Here is a 21642-nt window from a genome sequence, read left to right as displayed (position 1 = left end):
TTCTGTCTATTTTTCCGCTTCTCAATCATAAAAGAGCAACCAATTTTGGTCGAAAACGAAACAAAACTTACTTTTGTAGAAAAAATACGTAAGATGAACAGGTTGCTGACAGATATTATGAAAGAATCGGGCCAAAAGGCTGGAAACACCTTGTTTGCCCAAATAAAGTATCCTCCTTTTCGGACAAACTCCATCGTCATAAAACAAGGATTCTTCTTCCTGCTCGTCACAAACGGAACAACGGCCATCACCGATGCCTTCCATCGCTATACGCTTTCCGCCAACCAGCTGCTGGTACTTACCCCCAGTACCGAGAGTGTGCTGTCCGATGCCAGCCCCGATTTCTCCATGTCGGCTCTGTACATCAATCCCGATTATTTTGACAGCCTGCCCGACGGACAACCCGTGTACAATCAAGTGGCCCGCTACCTAGGCAACTACCAGCTGCCCATTTTCCGCCTTCAAGATGCACCCGCTGAATACATGCAAAAAACGATGTCACTCTTTTCCGAGCACCTGAAAACCATGCAGCTGTATCAGGACGGAATCATCCGCCATCTGTGCAGCTTCCTCCTCCTGCAAATCACGGATGCCCTCTGCCAGGAAAACCGGAATACTCCGGTCTGTGTAAAACGTTCCAACGAGATTTTCCGCAATTTCAAGAAACTGCTGGTACACCATTACCGGGAAGAGCACACCATCCAGTTCTATGCCGACCAGCTCCATATCTCAACCACCTATCTTTCCCGTATCGTCAAAGAGCTGACAGGGCATACCGTCTGCTTCCATGTGTCGGAACTCCTGTGTGCAGACGCCCGGAAACTGCTGGAATGTACCGACATGGATATCAAGGAAATTGCCGATTACCTGGGATTCTCCGACCAGTCGGTATTCGGCAAATTCTTCATCCGGAGAACCGGACTCTCCCCGCTGAAGTTCCGGATGCGGAAAGAAAGAAAAGGCAAAGAAGACAAAAGCGGAATTCAAACATCTCAAGGATTGTAACTCCAGCCACAATCATTGTGGTATATCATCAGCCGACTCATCCCTCCATCCACCGTGATATTCTCTCCGTTGATGAAAGAGTTACGTTCATCACAAAGGAAAGCCACCACCCGCACAATGTCCATAGGCTCTCCCACTCTACCCGAAGGATGCTGTTTCAAGTCACCTTGACTATACACCGGTTGATACGCCTCCTCTTTATGGTAAGCCCCCGTGTCAATCCATCCGGGAGCAATCGAATTGACACGTGCCACGCCCGACAGACTTACAGCCAAGGCATGTGTCAACGCCGTAATGCCTCCTTTGGCCGCCGTATAGCTCTCGGTATTCGGCTGCGACTGGAAAGCACGGGTAGAGGAAAGGTTCACGATGGAACCCAGTCCCCGGAAATGCTCCTTAAACAATTTGGACAGCATGTAAGGAGCAGCTACCCCCACACGCTGCACATATAGAAAATCCTCATAATCGCATCCTTCCAGAATTCCTCCATGCATCAGACACGCATTGTTAATCAAGCAATGGATACCTTCCGGCTGTTCCCGAAGTACCCAACTCGCAAATTCTTCCAACACTTCCTTCTCAGCGATATCACCGGCAAAACCCGCCACATTTTTTCCTAGCCTACGCATTTTTTCCACTTCAGCCAACATCGCTTCCCGGTCACAATCCACAAAATACACTTTATCGTCTTGAGAAGCAAAATATTCCACAATACAACGGCCGATGCCCCCGGCACCGCCTGTCACGACTATCACCCGATTCATAAAACGTACATTCTTTTAGTCTTTACATTTTTCTGTATAATTCCCAATTTTTCTTATACACTACAAAAGTAAGAAATTTCATCAAACATTTCCTATCCAGAAAATGTTCTGTTCCTAAAAATGAAATGATTACATGAAACTGATAATGAGCGACAGACCACTGGACATTATTCTCCAGCCCAAGGAAGACATCCGCTATTTCGATGTATCTTCCTTGAAAATTGCGAATTGCATGGGATGTTTCGGATGTTGGACGAAAACTCCGGGACGATGTGTCATCCGCGACGAAGCCACTCAAATTTATCCCTGCATTGCCCAAAGTGATGCCGTACTGTATGTGAGCCGTCTAGCCTATGGAGGCTACGACACTCCCATGAAAACCATGCTCGAACGAGCCATCCCTGTGCAACAGGCCTTCATACGCATCCATCAAGGCGAAACACACCATGTGCAACGCGACGTGAAACTCAAACGGGCCATCATTATTGCCTACGGCGATACGGACGAAGAAGAACGTGACATTTTCCGGCAATTAGTGGCCCGCAATGCCTGCAACATGAGTTTTGCCCAGCACGAGATTATATTCACCACCGAAGCCATGGTAAACGACACGGTAAAAAAGACACTGGAAAAATGGAAAAAATACTGATACTGAACGGCAGCCCACGAGCTCCTAAATCAAATTCAAAGCGTTATGCGGAGATTTTTATGAAGCATTATCCGCACGAAGCGGTTTACCGCTCTGTTACTCCCAGAAATCACCTCAGCCTTTGTAAGGAGATAGATGACTATACACGGGTCTTGTTCGTCTTCCCGCTGTATGCAGATGCCCTTCCAAGCGGTTTTCTTCAATTTCTCAAGACCTTGGAAGCTTATCCGCCAGCCCGTAAACCCCTTATCTCTATCCTGATAAACTGTGGCTTTCTGGAACATGAACAGAACGAAGTGGCCATCCGCATGATACAGCTGTTCTGCCGACGAAACGGATACTCCATGGGGTCTATTCTCATGCTGGGAAGTGGAGAAGCCATTCTGGACACACCTTTCAAGTACATTGCCACCCGCAAAATCCGCCAACTGGCCCAGTCCATCGCTTCAGGTCGCTACCGCACCCTGAGCGGCACAATGCCTTTGTCCAAGACTCTGTTCCGCATGGCAGCCGAGATTTACTGGACTCGCTACGGGAAACGGTTCGGCACCTCCAAACAGCAGATGCAAACCATGGAAATAGAAAGAAATGCTTCCTCCTAAAATAGGAGATGGAACCACCCCAAGAAAAACTCCCCTTATTCAGCCTTTGCAATCACAAGCTGAATAAGGGGAGTTTTCTATAAGATAAATAGATTCAGTTTAACCTATCGTCAGTTCACCGTCTACAGTCACCTGATTTTCCCACGCACCGATGGAGCCGCTTTCTACCACGATGCCTTCACGGCCCACTTTCAAGGTAATGGTACATTTGGCACCACCTTTCAAGTCCGTTTGGGGCTTACTCAACTGGGTAAACAATTCACTCAGTGTAAAAGACTTATGCTGTCCACCCACCGTTACATCCAAAGTAATTTCTGTAGTAGCTTGAGGAATCACATAAAATGAAGCAGATGCACCGGTAGAAGTGTACTGACCTTTATCAGACTTCACTTCTTTTATTTTTCCTTGAAAAGCATCTACTGTACACTGCGTATGAGCTTTCACCAAAAGCGATAAATTCTTCAAAGCATCTGCCGAATAACCATCTCCCGGAGTAAAGGTCACATCCAAGCGATGCAACGCATGCACAAAATTCAAGTTTACTGCCTCCGAAGTACCCACATTCACCGTTTCGACAGGAGCCAGAAGCAAGTCTTTGTCAGTAGCCTTCAGCACATCAAATTCAAAAGTACCACCCTCTGTAACGGTCTGCTTCGGATAACAAGCCGCCATCTGCACCTGACTGGTACTTTCCGGTAAATTCAATCCGCCCCATGTTATTTCATCCTTCTGATATGCGTAATCCAGAGAAGTTTTATTGGCATCTGCTTTTGTCACACATAATGTCATTACATCCCCTTTGCTAAAACTGCCACTACCATCCTCTTTCAATTGAGGAGCTCTTGACTGGGAAGAAACATTGGCTACAATCGTAATGGCCTGATTGGAAGATGACTGAGTGGGAAACTCATTGGTGGTACAAGATGCTGCCATCCATGCGGCAGCTACAAACACATAAAAACAGTTTTTTTTCATTTTATCTTTCTATTTCAATTATTTATCATTTTATATTAGGAAAAGCTTTCTGCCAGATATCCTGACGCAAGTCGACCAACGTCAGACTACATATTGTTGATACAGCTTTCGATGGGGTTCCATCCAGCTTATCTAATGGAGAAAGGAAAGTTTCCCTGGTCTTATCTATCGCTGTTTCTCCAAGTTTATATGTCACCTTAAAACGTTTGACAGCCCCATAGTTAGGATCCTGTTCTGACTGGTTATTATCACAGAAATACAAATATGCCACATTACCATCCGCATCGAATTCGGCTCCCCAGATTGTCATGGCATGCATACCACTACCCGCATTGGCAAAACCGAATACAGAAAAACCTATCGCCTTATGCGTGCGGAAAGCTTCTTTTATCCAACGGTTAAAGTTTTCCTTCGACATGTTATGGGTTTCCGTAGCCACGGCATTATCTTTTGCAAACACCTCACAAAAGAAACCCTTGAAATCCTTATTATAATTCGCATTCAGATTCCTGCCGTCACCGTTAATGAACCAATTGACCCCTCCAGTTTCCCAACTCCCTAAATTGGGAAAAGAGTTCTTGAAGAAATTAAAGATCTCACTGTGGTCCTGCTTGCTTTCTGTCATCTGATGATATACCTTGGGGCAGGGATTCCCCGGATACCTGGCTTCGTATGCCTGCACATACTTACTATTATGGTTCAGCCACCAATGCAGCAAATTGGAAGCCGTGGCAGCCCAACACATGTTGCCATCTCCTCCTTTATACTCAAAAGTCTTATTGCAATCATACCAGCCGCATCCTTCCTTCCAGGTAAGATAGTTTACATTATCCAGCAAGCCATTATATAAATATCGGAACCATACTCCATCTGGAATATTTGATTCCCAAACATGATAAGTTTGAATCTCATCCAGGGTTGGACAAACCGGCGAAGTAATACCGTATACCCAGTGGGTCTGATTGGCAAATTCCGTATCTACCACCTCATCACCAGTCTCCGCCGACTTCAGGGTCAAATTCAACGTTGTCTGCATTCCCGGTTTGAACGACTGCACTTCTGCATCAAGCGAATAAGAAATTTCCTTCTCGCCATACGTCAAACGAAGCAACCCGGCTCCCCTCTGATAATCAGAAGCATCTTGCGGAAGAATAATAGCTGAGTACGTATGGTCCGCTGTTTGCAGAGGCGTAATCCAATAATAATTTTTCTTTGGCAAATACACACTCCCATCCACCACGGAAATCTCACCGTTCGTACAGCTTCGAATCTGAACTTTCACATCCTCCGGAACAGTTCCTTTCAGATGAATCGTAATCTGATGCAAGGCATGTTTGAACAATAACTTGGCAGAAGTCTCTTCCGCCCCTACAGTGGTTTGGGCAAAAAGGATATCCGCTTCCTGCTTGTTTTCTACAATGCTCTGGTTCAGCGGCAAATTAAGAATCCGACGTGTCGCATCCCCTACAGGCTGTGACAATACCGGAAACAAGGCCGACAAAGCCCACGTTCCTTGTCCGTTATTTACCCGTTTCAAGGAAGGAGTCCATCTTCCACCTTCATACTGCAACCAGACACTGGAAGTTTCTTCTCCTACTTTCGTCCACACATCAATACGATCGCCTTCCTCAAAATGACCGATACCGTCGTCATCCACTACCGCACGGCTGTCCTGCGACCAGGCAGATTTGGCACACTCCAATGTAAAGTCTTCATTGTTCGATAAAGAAATATCCTCCGTGCGGTCGCACGACATCAAGAATAACATGCTGCCCAAAAGAGCAATAAACAATCGGTTCATCTGCATCATCAATCCAGGTTCGTTTCTGTGTTATGAATATTTACAATCAAACAAGAAGATTGTTCAGAACCTCACATTGAAACGCGGCTTTTTTCTATTTTTTTCACAAAACACAAAAAGAATCTTTTCACCATGCTACCGGTGCCCGGCCTGTTTCTTCTCCTATCAGAAGTTCCAGACCATGGCACCTTAAACTGAAAGCACTATTTTTTCCGATAACAAACCGTCCCCGTTGCCTGAAAAGTCGGCATTACCAATACCTCTGCTATCTGAATGTGTGCAGGGGCGGAAGCAGCATAATACACCACCTCGGCAATGTCATCTCCCGTCAGCGGACGAATTCCTTCGTACACGGCATCGGCTTTTCCCTTGTCGCCCCGGAAACGGACGACTGAGAAGTTTGTCTCCACCAGCCCCGGCTTGATGTTCGTCACCCGCAGCGGAGTATCCACCAGGTCGATACGCAACCCGTCTGACAGCGCTTTCACGGCTGCCTTCGTCGCACAATACACACTGCCGCCCGCATAAGCCGCATCTCCGGCCACAGAACCGATATTGATGACATGCCCGCATCCACGTTCCACCATCCCCGGTACAATCATCCGCGTCATGGCCAGCAGTGCCTTGACATTGGTATCAATCACCACGTCCCATTCCTCCAACGAACCTTCATATTCTTTATCCATTCCAATCACCAGTCCGGCATTGTTAATCAGCACATCAATGTGCCGCCATTTATCTTGCAAGGAATCTACCGCCTGACGCATGGCCTGCCGGTCGCGCACATCAAACGGCAGCGTCAGCACTTCCACGCCCTGTGCCGTAAGTTCTTTTTTCAGACTTTCCAGTTTTTCCACATTTCTTCCGTTCAATATCAGGTTGCTTCCCATGGCTGCAAATTTCCGTGCGCAACCTTCACCAATGCCACTTGTGGCACCTGTAATAAAGACTAATTTTCCTTTCATATACTCCTCATCTATTTTTTATCATGAAATTACTGCTTTCCCTTTCTTAAATGCATCGAGCACTGCCAGTCCCTTTTCCGCATCACTTTCCTTTATCATCACCTGTATTTGCTGGGCAAATGCAATGATGGGGCCATAACCACTACGGACACTATTGGTCAGAAAACAGTCGATGCCTTCATCTTTCAATACCGTTTCCAGCAGCTGACATTCCCACAGCTCTCCACGATACAATTCTATGATTTTATCTTGTTTCATCACACAATTTTCAGGTCCTAACTCCCTGCAAAGATAGGAAAGCCTTCCGACAAAAAACGGTCTTCCGTTTCATTCTTTCTTTTTTATTCGCTTATTCTCGCGATATTTCCTATCTTTGCCACCGATTATTAATGCATATTTAATTTTTAAACATGGAAAATAAATACATTACGGTAGCATATAAACTGTATGCAGTGGAAGACGGAAAAAAAGAATTGCGTGAAGAAGCTCCGGCTGCCCACCCGTTTCAGTTCATTTCCGGAATAGGATATACACTGGACCGCTTTGAAAAAGAAATTCTGGCCCTTCAAAAAGGAGATAACTTCAGTTTCACCATTCCTTGTGCAGAAGCATACGGAGAGAGAGACGAAGACAACGTACGTCAGGTACCTAAATCAATGTTCTGCGGACCGGACGGAAAATTCGACAGTGACAATATTTTCGAAGGAAACATCATCATGCTGAACGACTCCGAAGGACACCAGTTCTATGCCAACGTGGGTGAAATTACAGACGACAAAGTGGTGCTCGACCTGAATCATCCTCACGCTGGAAAAGACCTTTATTTTGAAGGAACCGTTATGGAAATGCGCGATGCCACCAATAAAGAAATGGAAAGCATCATCAAACTGATGAGCGGTGAAGGCTGTGGAGGCGGATGCGAAGGTTGCGGAGGCGGATGCGGCGACCACGAGCATGAAGACGACGGATGCTGCGGCGGAGGTTGCGGACATTGCCACTAATCCTGAGAAAATCCATAATTACCATACGAAGAAGACGGGACACACCGTCTTCTTTTTATTTTCCACCCGTTTTAATCTTATTTCCCTATGATTCTTATTGCCGACAGTGGAGCCACCAAAACCGACTGGTGTTTCGGTACCACCCTTCACCATAGCCAGATTGTCCAGACAGAAGGCATCAACCCCTTTCATCAAGATGCGAACAAAATAAATGAGATACTCCGCAACGGACTATTCCCCCAACTTCCCTGCCCTTCTTCCGACATACAAGCCGTATTCTTCTATGGCGCCGGCTGCACCCCCGACAAAATAGAAAAGCTGACCTCCCTTTTCACCCGGCTGTTTCCGCATGCTGCGGTGGAAGTACACAGTGACCTGCTGGGAGCCGCACGTGCTTTATGCCAGCATCGGGCGGGAATAGCCTGTATTCTGGGCACGGGAGCCAACTCCTGCCTGTACGACGGAGAGAAAATCACACAAAACACCCCTCCGTTGGGATACATTCTGGGAGATGAAGGAAGTGGAGCCTATCTGGGCAAACGCTTTCTGGGCGACTGTATCAAACAGCAGCTTCCAGGCGGACTGCTGAAGGGGCTGCTGAAAGAATACCAGCTGACCCTGCCGGACATCCTGGAAAGGGTCTACAGACAACCCTTGGCCAATCGTTTCCTGGCAAGTCTTACACCTTATATATATAAGCACAAAACACAACCGGAAGTACATCATTTTCTGACAACCTGTTTCACCGACTTCCTGCAACGGAATGTACTCACGTATCCCGGATGCCATGAAATTCCTGTAGCCTTCACCGGCTCCATAGCCTGGTTTTTCCGTCAGGAAATAGAAGAAGCCGCACAGCAGCTCCACCTCCACACGGGCGTTTTCATACAGTCTCCCATACTGGAACTGAGGCATTTTCACCTGCCTGAAAAAACGCTTTGACGTTTTCCCTTAAACGCACTTGCGTTTTGATCAAAACGTCCTTGCGTTTGAAGTAAAACGCAAGTGCGTTTTCAAACAAACGTAAAGACGTTTTAAAACCCTTGGGAAATTCAATAATTTTCAATACCTTGCGTTATTATTCCTAACATCTAACTATAATCAAATCATCATGAAAAATTTCAGAATCGAGGCCCTCATCCTGGCTGTCGGACTCTTGCTGCTAGGAGTCTTCATTGAAAAGGGATTCAACAAATTTGCAGAAAAAGACCGTTGCGTCACCGTAAAAGGGCTGGCGGAAATCGAAGTTCCGGCCAATAAAGTCACCTGGCCGCTGGTTTACAAAAGCCTCGGAAATAATCTGGGACAGCTATACGACGACATCAAGCGTTCCAACCAGACCATTATCAGCTTTCTGAAAGAGAAAGGACTGACAGAGCAGGAAATCAGCGTGAATGCTCCCGAAATCATCGACCTGGCTGCCGAACGCTACGGCAACAACCAGAACCCGGCCAACCGCTACAACGTGACAACCGTCATCACAGTCACTTCCGACAAGGTCGACCTCATCCGTGGACTCATCAGCGAACAAGGAGAATTGCTGAAACGGGGTATCGCCATCACTTCCGGCGAATACCAGTACAGGGTGCAGTATGAATACACCGACCTGAACAAAGTAAAGCCGCAGATGATTGAAGAAGCTACCAAAAACGCCCGTGAGGCTGCTGAAAAATTTGCCAAAGACTCCGGCAGCAGTCTTGGAAAAATCCGGCAGGCCAACCAAGGACAGTTCAGCATCACCGACCGCGACCCTAATACACCGTACATCAAGAAAATACGTGTAGTCACGACCATCGACTACTCTCTTGAAAACTAAAAAAATCCAAAATCCGGAGAACGAAACCACCACAGAGCCGTTCTCCGGATTTTCTGTTTTCCTTTCTCCCGAAAAAAAAGAACGAAGTATTTTAATATTCAGTATTTTATTATACCTTTGCAGCCGATTTATATAAACAATATAAAGTCTAACACAATTAGTTATTTAAAAACAATTTTTTTATTTAATGGAAAACTTAAAGAACATTGCTCCTATTGAAGATTTCAACTGGGATGCGTATGAAAACGGTGATGCAACAACCAACGTAAGCAAGGAAGAACTTGAAAAAGCTTACGACAGCACCCTGAACAAAGTAAACGACCGTGAGGTTGTAGACGGTACTGTCATCGCAATGAACAAACGCGAAGTGGTTGTAAACATCGGTTACAAATCAGACGGTATCATTCCGTTGAGCGAATTCCGTTACAATCCGGATTTGAAAGTAGGTGACACTGTAGAAGTGTACATCGAAAACCAGGAAGACAAAAAAGGTCAGTTGATCTTGTCTCACAAGAAAGCTCGCGCTACTCGTTCTTGGGACCGCGTAAACGCTGCGCTTGAAAACGAAGAAATTATCAAGGGTTACATCAAGTGCCGCACGAAGGGTGGTATGATTGTAGACGTATTCGGCATTGAAGCATTCTTGCCGGGTTCTCAGATTGATGTGAAACCTATCCGTGACTACGATGTATTCGTAGGCAAGACTATGGAATTCAAGGTGGTTAAAATCAACCAGGAATTCAAGAATGTGGTTGTTTCTCACAAGGCTCTTATTGAGGCTGAACTGGAACAGCAGAAGAAAGAAATCATCAGCAAACTGGAAAAAGGTCAGGTACTGGAAGGTACTGTCAAGAATATCACATCTTACGGTGTATTCATCGACTTGGGCGGCGTAGACGGTTTGATTCACATCACCGACTTGTCTTGGGGCCGTGTAAGCGATCCTCGCGAAGTGGTTCAGCTGGATCAGAAACTGAACGTAGTTATCTTGGACTTCGACGACGAAAAGAAACGTATCGCTCTTGGTTTGAAGCAGTTGACTCCGCACCCATGGGATGCACTGGATCCTAACTTGAAGGTAGGCGACCACGTGAAAGGTAAAGTAGTCGTTATGGCTGACTACGGTGCATTCATCGAAATCGCTCCGGGCGTTGAAGGTTTGATTCACGTATCAGAAATGTCTTGGTCACAGCACCTGCGTTCTGCTCAGGACTTCATGAAAGTGGGCGACGAAGTAGAAGCTGTCATCCTGACTCTGGACCGCGAAGAACGCAAGATGTCTTTGGGTATCAAACAGCTGAAACCGGATCCATGGGAAACTATCGAAGAAAAATATCCTGTAGGTTCTAAGCACGTGGCTAAGGTTCGCAACTTCACTAACTTCGGTGTATTCGTAGAAATCGAAGAAGGTGTAGACGGATTGATCCACATCTCTGACCTGTCTTGGACAAAGAAAATCAAACATCCTTCTGAATTCACTCAGATCGGTGCAGACATCGACGTAGTAGTACTGGAAATCGACAAGGAAAACCGTCGTCTGAGCTTGGGTCACAAGCAGCTGGAAGACAATCCTTGGGATGTATTCGAAACAGTATTCACTGTAGGTTCTATCCACGAAGGTACTATCATCGAAATGCTGGATAAGGGTGCTGTCGTTGCATTGCCTTACGGTGTAGAAGGTTTCGCTACTCCGAAACACCTGGTAAAAGAAGACGGTTCTCAGGCTCAGCTGGATGAAAAACTGCCGTTCAAGGTAATCGAATTCAACAAAGATGCAAAACGTATCATCGTTTCTCACAGCCGTATCTTCGAAGATGCTGCAAAGGCAGAAGAAAAGGCAGAAAAGAAAGCTTCCAAGAAGTCTTCTAAGAAAGAAGAAACTCCGATGATTCAGAACCAGGCTGCTTCTACCACTTTGGGTGACATCGATGCACTGGCTGCATTGAAGGAACAGCTGGAAGGTAAGAAATAATCTTTCTGAATAAATATCAAAAAGGGATTGCACGTATGTGTAATCCCTTTTTTTATGGTATCTTTACACCGTAATTTTTAAACTTAAAAACAAGAAACAATGATCAGACTAAACGTATTTATCCAAGCAGAAGAAAAGAACTACGACCAAGTAGTCACTGCAGCAAAAGAACTGGTAGCCGCATCCCTGAAAGACAACGGCTGTGTAGCATACGATTTGTTTCAGAGCAGCACCCGCAAGGATGTCCTGATGATTTGCGAGACATGGAAGGATGCAGCCTCACTGACTGCCCACGAACAGAGCGCTCACTTCACCACTCTGGTTCCTAAAATCCAAGGACTAGCTGCCATGAAACTGGAAAAGTTTGAATTCTAAGCACTGTTCTACAGAACTTCATACAAAAAAAACCCACCTCATTCGAAAAGAATCAGGTGGGATTTTTTTGTATGAAGCCTTCCGGCTTTTTATAGAATAAGATGAACGAACTTTTCAGATTACCACTCCACAAACTTACCGCGTGCGCGACGTTCTTTCAATATCGCAGCCAGACGCTTGTTCTTGGATGCCGCAATAAAACGACGGCCAAAAATGTTAGGAATGGCAACTCCCAAGGCAATGCACATAATGACCAGTCCGGAGTTTACCCCACTCTCAATGGCCTTCATCAACGGAGTGACCTGGTCGATGGATTGTACATTCATATTAATCAGTCCAAATAGCATACGATACATCAGTACCCCCGGAATCATCGGAATAACCGACGGGATGGTCAGCACGTGATTCGGCACATGAAACCAATGTACAGCCTTGATGGCAATCAGACTGACAAGTACGGAACCGGAGAAGGAACCGATAACGAGTCCCATGTCCAAACCGATATTATTGGTACTCGGTCCCAGATTCACGAAATTTCGGGTACAAACCGCAATGATACCTCCAATGGCTACCACCCACAACAGGCGACGCTGGATGTTAAATATCATCGAGAAGCCCATGGCTGAAATAGCCGCTGCAATAGCATATTCCCAATATTTATGATGAGGAACCATACTGATGGTAGGGAAGAAATTATCGATGTGGCAGAGCTTCACTGCAAACGCGATACCGAACGCCATGGCTGCTACCATCAAAAGGGTGTTCACCGCCCGCACAATACCTACCTGAATGTAATTGTCGAGCATATCGTCCACAAAATTAATCAAAGGAACACCCGGCACGATAAACAGAGCACAAGCCAGCAACGGATGCCAGGGAGTAGACGTCCATTCAGCCGGCAACAAAGTGGAAGCCCAGGCAATGATAGTAGCCACAAATGCAGAAATGGCAATACCCATATAGTGGTTCAAACCCGATTCATTGCAAATCTGACGAAGGCGCATACCCAATATAGCCGCGATGGAAGCATACAAGAACGCCATCCAGTCGCAACCGAACTGAATACAGAATCCGCCACACGCAAATCCAGCCCCTACAGCCACCTGCCAGGGAGTGTAATTGCGTTTCTTCTTACGGATGTTCTCCAGTTCTTCTTCATACTGGTCCAAAGTGTAATCCTGCTCAATGGCACGCCATGAAAGCTTGCTCACCTCCGAAATAGCCGTCATGTTCACACCGTGACCCTCGATTCGCTGAAACTTAGTGAAAGAATAATCGCCGTCACTCACATTCACCATCAGCATCGTAAAACTGACATTGATATGGAGCTTCTCTTCAGGGATGCCAAGGTAAGCAGCCGTACGTTTCATGTTTCTTACAATACGGTTCGTATCGGCCAGACTCTCTACCAATAATTTCCCCGTACGCAACAATAAATCCACTCTACGATGCAGCAACTGATCGTGAGCCTTTACAGTCGTCTCTAAATGTTCCTCTAATATCATTTTATTTACAGATTATTTCGGGCGCAAAGTTACGAAAAATATCAATTCTATTCGTACCTTTGTAAACCGAAGTTACATATATTATATGAATAAACTTTCACGTAGAGAAGAAGAGAAACAGACCGTAGAACAAATGATCCGGTTTTACTGCCGGCACAAAGAAGGGAACTCCACGCTTTGCAAGAACTGCAAAGAACTGTTGGACTACGCACATCAACGGCTGGCACATTGCCCTTTCGGGGAACAGAAAAAAACCTGCCGTCAATGTCCGGTTCACTGCTACCGTCCGGAAATGAAACAGAGAATAAAAGAAGTCATGCGATATGCAGGCCCACGCATGCTGTGGCATTACCCTATCTGGACCCTCAAACATCTGTGGAGAGAACGATGACCACACATAAAGTGTGGATTTTTTCCACAATAATCCGTAAAATTCCCCAATACTTCCTTATCGGACCAGGAAGGAAGTCATCTGATTTTCAGCATATAAAACATTTTTGTATCTTTGGCACGAATCTTGTTGGCCATTTTAGAGATAATGGCATCTAAAACTATAAAAAAATTGAACTTATGAAACGCTTTTTGACTAGGAAAGAATTAAAGGTAAAAAGAAAGGAAATGATTTACATGGTTATTGGCATCGCAGTCATTTTATCCCTCTATTTTATTTTTACCCGAGAAAAGAAACCCGTAGCTGAAATTCCAGTTGTCTCCGTCATGCCCGCCAGCCGGCAAAATGTGCAAATATTCGGTGAATATGTGGGACGGGTCCGTGCACAGCAGTTTGTAGAAGTGCGTGCCCGCGTAGAAGGATTTCTGGAACAGATGCTGTTTGAAGAGGGTACCTCAGTCAAGCGAAACCAAGTATTATTCGTCATCAACCAAGACCAATATCGTGCCAAAGCCGACAAAGTGCGTGCGCAATTAAAGAAAGATGAAGCACAGGCCCAGAAAGCCAAGCGTGATTTGGAACGTATTCGCCCGCTTTACGAACAGAACGCAGCCAGCCAGCTGGACTTGGACAATGCAGTAGCAGCGTATGAGACAGCCGTTGCCAGTGTGGGAATGAGTAAAGCCGACTTGGAACAGGCCGAACAGGAACTGGGCTACACGGTGGTACGTTCCCCGATTTCAGGGGAAATCAGTGAACGTCACGTCGATTTGGGAACCTTGGTCGGCAGCAGTGGAAAATCCCTGTTGGCTACCATCGTAAAGAGTGATACCATCCTTGTAGACTTCAGCATGACCGCACTTGATTACCTGAAAAGCAAGGAAAGAAACGTGACTTTCGGACAGAAAGATTCTACCCGTTCCTGGCAGCCTACCGTCACCATCACCTTACCGGACAACAGCGTCTATGAGCACAAAGGTCTGGTAGACTTTGCCGCTCCTCAGGTAAACCCGAAAACAGGAACTTTCTCCGTACGTGCTGAACTGGCCAACCCGGACCATGTATTGCTGCCGGGACAGTTCACAAAAGTGAAAGTGTTGCTCGACGTACGTGAAAATGCCACGGTCGTCCCCCAAAAAGCCCTGATTATCGAAAAGGGAGGAGCGCATATTTTCGTCATGAGAAAAGACTCAACTGTGGAAAGACGTTTCATCGAGCTGGGCCCTGAATTCGGAAACGATGTGGTAGTGGAACGTGGATTGTCTGCCGGAGAAATGATTGTGTACGAAGGTTTCCACAAACTGGCTCCGGGAATGAAAGTCCGTGTACAAGACCCCGCCCAACTTAAAAACGAAGCGAAAAAAGAGGAAGAATAATCCACCTAAACGAAATTACGCATGAAAGTCAGCTTTTTCATTGACAGGCCCGTATTCTCGGCCGTCATCTCCATATTGATTGTAATCGTAGGTATCATCGGTCTGATGATGCTGCCTATCGACCAGTACCCGCAGATTACTCCCCCCGTAGTCAAAATCAGCGCTTCCTACCCGGGAGCCAGTGCCGTGACCGTATCGCAGGCAGTAGCCACCCCTATCGAACAGGAACTCAACGGAACACCGGGCATGCTTTACATGGAATCCAGCAGTTCCAATTCCGGAGGTTTTTCTGCCACGGTTACTTTCGACATCTCCGCTGACCCGGACCTGGCAGCCGTGGAAATCCAGAACCGTATCAAACTGGCGGAATCCCGACTGCCGGCAGAAGTGATTCAGAACGGTATTTCGGTTGAAAAGCAGGCTCCAAGCCAACTGATGACCCTCTGCTTGACTTCAAACGACCCGAAGTTTGACGAAATCTACCTGAGTAACTTCGCCACCTTGAACGTACAGGACTTGCTTCGGCGTATCCCGGGAGTAGGCCGTATCTCCAATATCGGTAGCCGTTACTATGCCATGCAAATCTGGGTAGACCCCGCCAAACTGGCCAACTTCGGGCTTACCGTGCAGGACGTACAGAATGCCCTGAAGGACCAGAACCGTGAATCGGCCGCCGGTGTACTCGGACAGCAGCCTGTGGACGGAGTAGACATTACCATTCCCATCACAGCACAAGGACGTCTGTCGTCGGCTTCCCAGTTCGAAGAAATCGTGTTGCGTGCCAATCCGGACGGTTCACTCATCCGTATGCGCGACGTGGCCCGTGTATCCTTGGAAGCTTCTTCTTATAGTACGGAAAGTGGTATCAATGGAGGAAATGCAGCTATTCTGGCCATTTACATGCTTCCGGGAGCCAATGCCATGGAAGTGGCTCAGAATGTAAAAGAGGCCATGAAAGAAATCAGCAAGAGTTTTCCGGAAGGGATGGAGTACAACTTCCCGTTCGATATGACCAATTATATCTCAGAATCCATCCACGAGGTGTACAAAACATTATTTGAGGCGTTGTTTCTGGTAATCGTGGTGGTATTCCTTTCTTTGCAGAACTGGCGTGCCACACTGATTCCGGTCGTAGCCGTGCCGATTTCCTTGATTGGTACTTTCGGATTCATGCTGATATTCGGTTTCTCGCTCAACATCCTGACCTTGTTGGGATTGGTACTGGCCATCGGTATTGTGGTGGACGATGCCATCGTGGTAGTGGAAAACGTGGAGCGTATTATGGATGAAGAAAAGCTCAGTCCGTATGAAGCCACCAAGAAGGCCATGGAGGGACTGGTGGGTGCCATCATCGCCACCTCACTGGTACTGGCTGCCGTATTCGTCCCGGTTAGTTTCCTTTCCGGTATCACCGGACAGCTGTACCGCCAGTTTACGGTCACCATTGTGGTTTCAGTGCTTCTTTCTACGGTAGTAGCCTTGACGTTGAGTCCGGTGATGTGTTCACTGATTCTGCGCCCGGTTGACCCGAACAAGCCCAAGAACAGGGTGTTCCGCTTCATCAACCAATGGCTGGCCATCGGAAACAACAAATACATCATTTATATCAAGCGCGTCATCAAGAATCCGCGCCGTGTAATGGTCGGCTTCGGAATGGTTCTGATTTTCATCTATGTGTTCCACCGGTTAGTACCTACCAGCTTCCTTCCGGTTGAAGACCAAGGTTATTTCACCGTGGAACTGGAGCTTCCGGAAACTGCCACTTTGGAAAGAACCCGCACTGTGACCGACCGGGCCGTAGACTTCATCATGAAGGATCCGGCGGTGGAATACGTACAGAACGTTACTGGTAGTAGTCCACGTGTAGGAACCAGCCAGGCCAGAAGCCAGCTGACCGTCATCCTGAAAGAATGGAAAGAACGTGACAACACGACCATCGACGAAGTAATGGACAGAATACAGAAAGAGCTGGAGACTTATCCGGAAAGCAAAGTCTATCTTTCTACGCCTCCGGTCATTCCGGGTCTGGGTACGGCCGGTGGTTTCGAAATGCAGCTGGAAGCCCGTGGAGACGCCACTTACGACGACCTGGTACGAGCCACCGATACCCTGATGTATTACGCTTCCCAACGAAAGGAAATTGCAGGACTTTCTTCCTCACTGCAGGCTGAGATTCCTCAACTCTACTTCGATGTAGACCGTGATAAAGTGAAATTATCCGGAGTGCCGATGGCAGACGTATTCTCAACGATGAAGGCATACACCGGTTCCGTATATGTGAACGACTTCAACATGTTCAACCGTATCTACCGTGTGTACATTCAGGCAGAAGCTCCTTACCGACGCGAACGCGACAACATTGGCCTGTTCTTCGTCCGCGGGTCAGACGGCAACATGATTCCATTGACAGCTTTGGGTAACACGGATTATACGACCGGACCGGGAAGCATCAAACGTTTCAACATGTTCAACACTTCCGTCATCCGAGGTACTACCGCCAACGGAGCCAGTTCCGGACAGGTGATGGAACTGTTGGAACAGATTGCCCGCGAAAAGCTCCCCGAGAACATAGGAGTGGAATGGAGTGGTCTTTCCTATCAGGAAAAACAGGCAGGCGGACAAACCGGACTTATACTGGCACTGGTATTCCTGTTCGTATTCCTGTTCCTGGCTGCCCTTTATGAAAGCTGGACCGTCCCCATTGCCGTATTGATTTCACTTCCGGTAGCCGTGTTGGGAGCCTATGCAGGTATTACCCTCTGCGGACTCGAAAACGATACCTACTTCCAGATTGGTCTGGTTATGCTGATTGGTCTGGCCGCCAAGAACGCCATCTTGATTGTGGAATTCGCCAAAGACGAGGTGGACAAGGGACGCGACATCGTAGAATCGGCCCTCCATGCAGCCAGCCTGCGTTTCCGTCCGATTCTGATGACCTCACTGGCCTTTATCCTCGGTATGCTTCCGATGGTACTTGCCACCGGCCCGGGTTCTGCCAGCCGACAAGCCATCGGTACAGGTGTCTTCTTTGGAATGATTGTGGCAGTTACCGTAGGTATCTTGCTCGTGCCGTTCTTCTTTGTAATGATTTACAAAGCCACTCATAAAATGAAAGTGAAAAAGTAAACTTACAGATGTAGCTTATGAAACCGACTAACAAATTATATCGCCTTTTACTCATTTCCGTAGCAGCCCTTCTGATGGGGGGCTGCAAAATCGGGAAACAATATACCCGCCCCAAGATGGAGCTGCCGTCCACCCTCGACAGTACCAGTGTAGACTCCACTTCCATCGGTGACTATCCATGGGAACAGATGTACACTGATACCATCCTCCAACAACTTATCCAGAAAACTCTGGACTACAACAAGGACATGCTGATTGCGGCTGCCAGAGTCAAGGAACTGGCTGCCATGAAGCGGATTGATTATGCCAACCTGTTCCCACAGTTAGGGCTGAAACTCTATGCGGAAGAAGAAGGGGAAGACTATGGGGGAAACAACTATAAAAAAGACAACCAGTACGATATCAAACTGGGCATCACATGGGAAATCGACCTGTGGGGTAACCTGCGTTGGGCAAAAGACAAGAGTATGGCCGAATTTATGGGTTCTATCGAAAACCAACGGGCCCTCCGAATGAGCTTGGTAGCACAGGTAGCACAGTCTTATTTTGAACTGGTAGCCCTCGACAACGAACTTTCTATCGTGAGAAAGACCGTAGATGCCCGCCGGGAAAGCTTGCATCTGGCACGTATCCGCTACGAAGGCGGATTGACTTCCGAAACAGCTTATCGACAAGCTCAGGTGGAATTGGCCCGTACGGCAACCCTCGTCCCCGACCTGGAACGGAAAATCACGTTGAAACAAAATGAGATTACGTTTCTGGCAGGAGAATATCCTCATGAAATCAAGCGGGCCACCCTGCCGGAAGATGTAGTTCATTCCGCTTCACTTCCCGTAGGGCTTCCTTCTTCCTTGCTGGAACGCCGACCGGATGTACGCCAAGCTGAACAGGCCGTCATTGCGGCCAATGCCGCAGTGGGAATCGCCTTGACCAACATGTTCCCCAAACTGACCTTGACAGCCACACACGGTTCTGAGAATGAAGATCTTTCACACATCTTCAAGTCGCCTCACTACCTGTTGGCAGGAACCATCCTCCAGCCTCTTTTTGCCATGGGCAAGAACCGTGCCATCCTGAAAGCCAAGAGAGCAGCGTGCGAACAGGCTGCATACGCATACGAAAAAGCCGTATTGAACGCTTTCAAAGATGCCTACAATGCCATTGCAGAATATAACAAGGTGAAAGAAATCTACGAAACCCGTCTGCGCCTGGAACAGTCGTCCAAAATCACACTGGATCTGGCCCAGCTGCAATACATCAATGGAGTCATCGGCTACATGGATTTGCTGGATGCTCAACGTGGATACTTGGACGCACAGATCAGCCTGAGCAACGCCGTACGTGACAAACAGATTACGCTGGTCAACCTCTACAAAGCCTTGGGAGGCGGCTGGAAAGAATAAACCTCATATATACCACATAAAAAATGCGGAAACTGGATCATCACCCCCAGCTTCCGCATTTTTCTTTACTCATACGGATGTTATGCCATATACTTTCTCATATATCTCATCCCTGATGGATGCAAAACCCTCTGTAATATCATCTGTGCCCGCGTACATTAGAAACATGGGCAGACTTTCACCGCCTTTTCTATAAGGAGGCTGTACATAGTCTTTTTCACACAGCCGGAACCCGCATCGCTGATAAAAACCGATACGCCGTCGGCTCATTTCGTTCACCGGCTTCTCTACCTCTAAAACCAAGAGTCCCGGAAACTGATTCTGGAGTTCTTCCATAATCTTCCGGCCATATCCTTTGTTGCGCACCAATGGCGAAGTGGCCAGATGTTCCACATAAGAGAAACCTTCCAATGTCCATACGGTAATAAATCCTATCTGAAGCGTATCCTCCGCAATCAGATAACAAGTAAATGCATCGTTGCGGTCTACATTGTCACGCTGGGGCTCATCCTCTCTCCGCTCCGATTCAGGGAAAGATTCATGCCACAGATTCTCTACAAACTCATACGACTGATCCGTCGTATGAAGAGGAATAAATTGAAGCATACCTATAAATTTAAAGATGACTATTCCGTGTAAAAACGAATGGTACGTTCCAAGGAACGCTGGCATACCGGACAGAACACCGGAGCTTCATTGATTTTCATCCGACATTCCGTAGTGGGACGATAAATTCCTTTTTTCGTATAACCGCCTCCTTCATACACACCGACTTTGGTATAAATCAGCTTCTCGTCCGTCTGTGGTTTCGTCGGAATGGGAGTTCCTGGTTCTACCATGTCTTTCCACTTGTCCTCAAAGTGTACCAGTGTAGTGATATTCGGTTCCCACGGCTCCACACTGTAAGGATACAACGGACTCGGTGCCTCATCGTATGCATATTCGTCGGCCAAGCCTCCGAAGCTGTGTCCAAACTCATGCACGACTACCGGGCGGAACATGGAATGATGTGCCGTAGTCAATGTATAGGAATTATAGATTCCTCCTCCCCCATACGTATCTGTATTGGCCAGGATGATGATATGCTCATAAGGAATACCCGCCAGCCAGTTGTGAATGGCCTTTACACTCCGTGTTGTCAGGTAACGGTCGGAATAGAAGGTATCAAAATGCGAGCTAACCGCCGTGGTCTTCCACTCATTATTTCGCGGAATGCTGACCCCGCTGTCTTTCGACTCACTGAAAACAGCCACAATATTAAACCGGTCTTTCAGTTTCTTGAACGGTTCATGTTCGAACAAAGACTCACAAGCTATCTCGGCATCCTTATAGAACAGTGCTTCATCCTTTGCCGAATAACCCTCCGCCATAATGGCCACATCGATGCACTTCTCCGGGGAACCTCCCTTCCACAAATAACGGTGAGGCGTCAAATTACCTGTGCCCCGCTGGTGAATCAGAATATCCTTTGGATTGACCTCGTGCGTCAATGTAGCACTGGGTTTCTGATACGCATCTTTTAAAGTCACGGTAATCTCGGCCGGCTGTTTGGGATAAGGCACCAAGAACGTATTCTCAAATCCGCGAGTCACGACCTTGGCTTCCTGCTCTCCAAGCCATTCCTGAAACAGACTGGAAAAGGAAGTCCGGTAAATAACCTTTCCCGTGGCCTTGTCCTTCATGGTGATTTCGCCATTTCCCGCCAATGGAAGCTCCGACAAATGCGTATGCCGGCCTGCCCACTGAGGAAGCGAAGACAACTCATCCAGGCAGATATCCTGCTTGTCGGCATTCCCCATAAATATATAATCCAACCGAAGGGTTTTATCAATAAAATAATCATCGAAATTCTGTGCGAAAGCATTTCCGCAAAGTGACAATCCAAGTGTGAGAATCCATACTGTCTTTTTCATATA

General features: G+C 47.1%; 20 protein-coding genes. 12 read left to right on the top strand and 8 right to left on the bottom strand.

Features of this window, described 5'->3' with window-relative positions; genetic code table 11:
* Nucleotides 1–93: 93 nt before the first annotated feature.
* On the top strand, nt 94–1005 hold the full coding sequence (locus BQ7480_RS04335; protein WP_072543894.1) for a helix-turn-helix domain-containing protein: 912 nt from the start codon (nt 94–96) through the stop codon (nt 1003–1005).
* Here BQ7480_RS04335 and BQ7480_RS04330 read toward each other — a convergent pair.
* Complete coding sequence (locus BQ7480_RS04330; RefSeq protein ID WP_072541866.1) at nt 993–1769, bottom strand: SDR family oxidoreductase; 777 nt, start codon at nt 1767–1769, stop codon at nt 993–995. The two genes, BQ7480_RS04335 and BQ7480_RS04330, sit on opposite strands and share 13 nt — an antisense overlap.
* Nucleotides 1770–1902: 133 nt before the next feature.
* Between BQ7480_RS04330 and BQ7480_RS04325 the strand changes: the two genes are divergently transcribed.
* Nucleotides 1903–2418, top strand: coding sequence for a flavodoxin family protein (locus BQ7480_RS04325; protein ID WP_072541865.1), 516 nt, complete (start codon nt 1903–1905; stop codon nt 2416–2418).
* Complete coding sequence (locus BQ7480_RS04320; protein WP_072541864.1) at nt 2403–3020, top strand: NADPH-dependent FMN reductase family protein; 618 nt, start codon at nt 2403–2405, stop codon at nt 3018–3020. The genes BQ7480_RS04325 and BQ7480_RS04320 overlap by 16 nt, the downstream gene beginning before the upstream one ends.
* Before the next feature lie 99 nt (nt 3021–3119).
* On the opposite strand, the gene BQ7480_RS04315 is transcribed toward BQ7480_RS04320, so the two are convergent.
* The 4 genes from BQ7480_RS04315 to BQ7480_RS04300 all read right to left on the bottom strand — a co-directional run bounded on the left by BQ7480_RS04315 (nt 3120) and on the right by BQ7480_RS04300 (nt 7019).
* Nucleotides 3120–3995, bottom strand: a complete 876-nt coding sequence (locus BQ7480_RS04315; protein ID WP_072541863.1) for a fimbrillin family protein — start codon at nt 3993–3995, stop codon at nt 3120–3122.
* 25 nt (nt 3996–4020) lie between these two features.
* Nucleotides 4021–5805 carry a fimbrillin family protein gene (locus BQ7480_RS04310; protein WP_235816634.1) on the bottom strand — a complete coding sequence of 595 codons (1785 nt, stop codon included), beginning with the start codon at nt 5803–5805 and terminating at the stop codon, nt 4021–4023.
* Between the two features lie 194 nt (nt 5806–5999).
* Nucleotides 6000–6761 carry an SDR family NAD(P)-dependent oxidoreductase gene (locus tag BQ7480_RS04305; RefSeq protein ID WP_072541862.1) on the bottom strand — a complete coding sequence of 254 codons (762 nt, stop codon included), beginning with the start codon at nt 6759–6761 and terminating at the stop codon, nt 6000–6002.
* Nucleotides 6762–6782: 21 nt separating this feature from the next.
* Nucleotides 6783–7019: a putative signal transducing protein gene (locus BQ7480_RS04300; protein ID WP_072541861.1), complete on the bottom strand. Its 237-nt coding sequence runs from the start codon at nt 7017–7019 to the stop codon at nt 6783–6785.
* A 152-nt stretch (nt 7020–7171) separates the two neighbouring features.
* Here BQ7480_RS04300 and BQ7480_RS04295 point away from each other — a divergent pair, with 152 nt between their 5' ends.
* From BQ7480_RS04295 to BQ7480_RS04275, 5 genes are all read left to right on the top strand, one after another.
* Nucleotides 7172–7762, top strand: coding sequence for an FKBP-type peptidyl-prolyl cis-trans isomerase (locus tag BQ7480_RS04295; protein WP_072541860.1), 591 nt, complete (start codon nt 7172–7174; stop codon nt 7760–7762).
* An 87-nt stretch (nt 7763–7849) separates the two neighbouring features.
* Nucleotides 7850–8704 carry an ATPase gene (locus BQ7480_RS04290; protein WP_072541859.1) on the top strand — a complete coding sequence of 285 codons (855 nt, stop codon included), beginning with the start codon at nt 7850–7852 and terminating at the stop codon, nt 8702–8704.
* A gap of 169 nt (nt 8705–8873) precedes the next feature.
* Nucleotides 8874–9578 carry an SIMPL domain-containing protein gene (locus BQ7480_RS04285; RefSeq protein WP_072541858.1) on the top strand — a complete coding sequence of 235 codons (705 nt, stop codon included), beginning with the start codon at nt 8874–8876 and terminating at the stop codon, nt 9576–9578.
* A gap of 187 nt (nt 9579–9765) precedes the next feature.
* Nucleotides 9766–11550 (top strand): 30S ribosomal protein S1, encoded by a 1785-nt coding sequence (gene rpsA / locus BQ7480_RS04280; protein ID WP_072541857.1) that lies wholly within the window; start codon nt 9766–9768, stop codon nt 11548–11550.
* 99 nt (nt 11551–11649) lie between these two features.
* Nucleotides 11650–11925, top strand: a complete 276-nt coding sequence (locus tag BQ7480_RS04275) for a putative quinol monooxygenase (RefSeq protein WP_022353991.1) — start codon at nt 11650–11652, stop codon at nt 11923–11925.
* Nucleotides 11926–12044: 119 nt separating this feature from the next.
* Here the strand turns inward: BQ7480_RS04275 and BQ7480_RS04270 are convergent, their stop codons facing one another.
* The gene (locus BQ7480_RS04270) at nt 12045–13430 is read right to left on the bottom strand and encodes a threonine/serine exporter family protein (RefSeq protein WP_072541856.1); all 1386 of its coding nucleotides are present in this window, start codon (nt 13428–13430) and stop codon (nt 12045–12047) included.
* Between the two features lie 85 nt (nt 13431–13515).
* Here BQ7480_RS04270 and BQ7480_RS04265 point away from each other — a divergent pair, with 85 nt between their 5' ends.
* The 4 genes from BQ7480_RS04265 (at nt 13516) to BQ7480_RS04250 (ending at nt 19726) form a co-directional block, all read left to right on the top strand.
* Nucleotides 13516–13821 carry a nitrous oxide-stimulated promoter family protein gene (locus tag BQ7480_RS04265; protein WP_072541855.1) on the top strand — a complete coding sequence of 102 codons (306 nt, stop codon included), beginning with the start codon at nt 13516–13518 and terminating at the stop codon, nt 13819–13821.
* A gap of 179 nt (nt 13822–14000) precedes the next feature.
* The gene (locus tag BQ7480_RS04260; RefSeq protein WP_072541854.1) at nt 14001–15197 is read left to right on the top strand and encodes an efflux RND transporter periplasmic adaptor subunit; all 1197 of its coding nucleotides are present in this window, start codon (nt 14001–14003) and stop codon (nt 15195–15197) included.
* A 21-nt stretch (nt 15198–15218) separates the two neighbouring features.
* Nucleotides 15219–18323, top strand: a complete 3105-nt coding sequence (locus BQ7480_RS04255) for an efflux RND transporter permease subunit (protein ID WP_072541853.1) — start codon at nt 15219–15221, stop codon at nt 18321–18323.
* Between the two features lie 17 nt (nt 18324–18340).
* Nucleotides 18341–19726, top strand: a complete 1386-nt coding sequence (locus BQ7480_RS04250; protein WP_072541852.1) for an efflux transporter outer membrane subunit — start codon at nt 18341–18343, stop codon at nt 19724–19726.
* A 69-nt stretch (nt 19727–19795) separates the two neighbouring features.
* On the opposite strand, the gene BQ7480_RS04245 is transcribed toward BQ7480_RS04250, so the two are convergent.
* Both BQ7480_RS04245 and BQ7480_RS04240 read right to left on the bottom strand, forming a co-directional pair.
* Nucleotides 19796–20332: a GNAT family N-acetyltransferase gene (locus BQ7480_RS04245; protein WP_072541851.1), complete on the bottom strand. Its 537-nt coding sequence runs from the start codon at nt 20330–20332 to the stop codon at nt 19796–19798.
* Nucleotides 20333–20352: 20 nt separating this feature from the next.
* Nucleotides 20353–21639: a M64 family metallopeptidase gene (locus tag BQ7480_RS04240; RefSeq protein WP_072541850.1), complete on the bottom strand. Its 1287-nt coding sequence runs from the start codon at nt 21637–21639 to the stop codon at nt 20353–20355.
* Nucleotides 21640–21642: the final 3 nt, after the last annotated feature.

This window comes from Bacteroides mediterraneensis (assembly GCF_900128455.1).
GTDB classification, from domain to species: Bacteria; Bacteroidota; Bacteroidia; order Bacteroidales; family Bacteroidaceae; genus Phocaeicola; species Phocaeicola mediterraneensis.
Note: the sequence above shows the minus strand (reverse complement) of the source record. Positions and strands in the feature narration are given on the sequence as shown.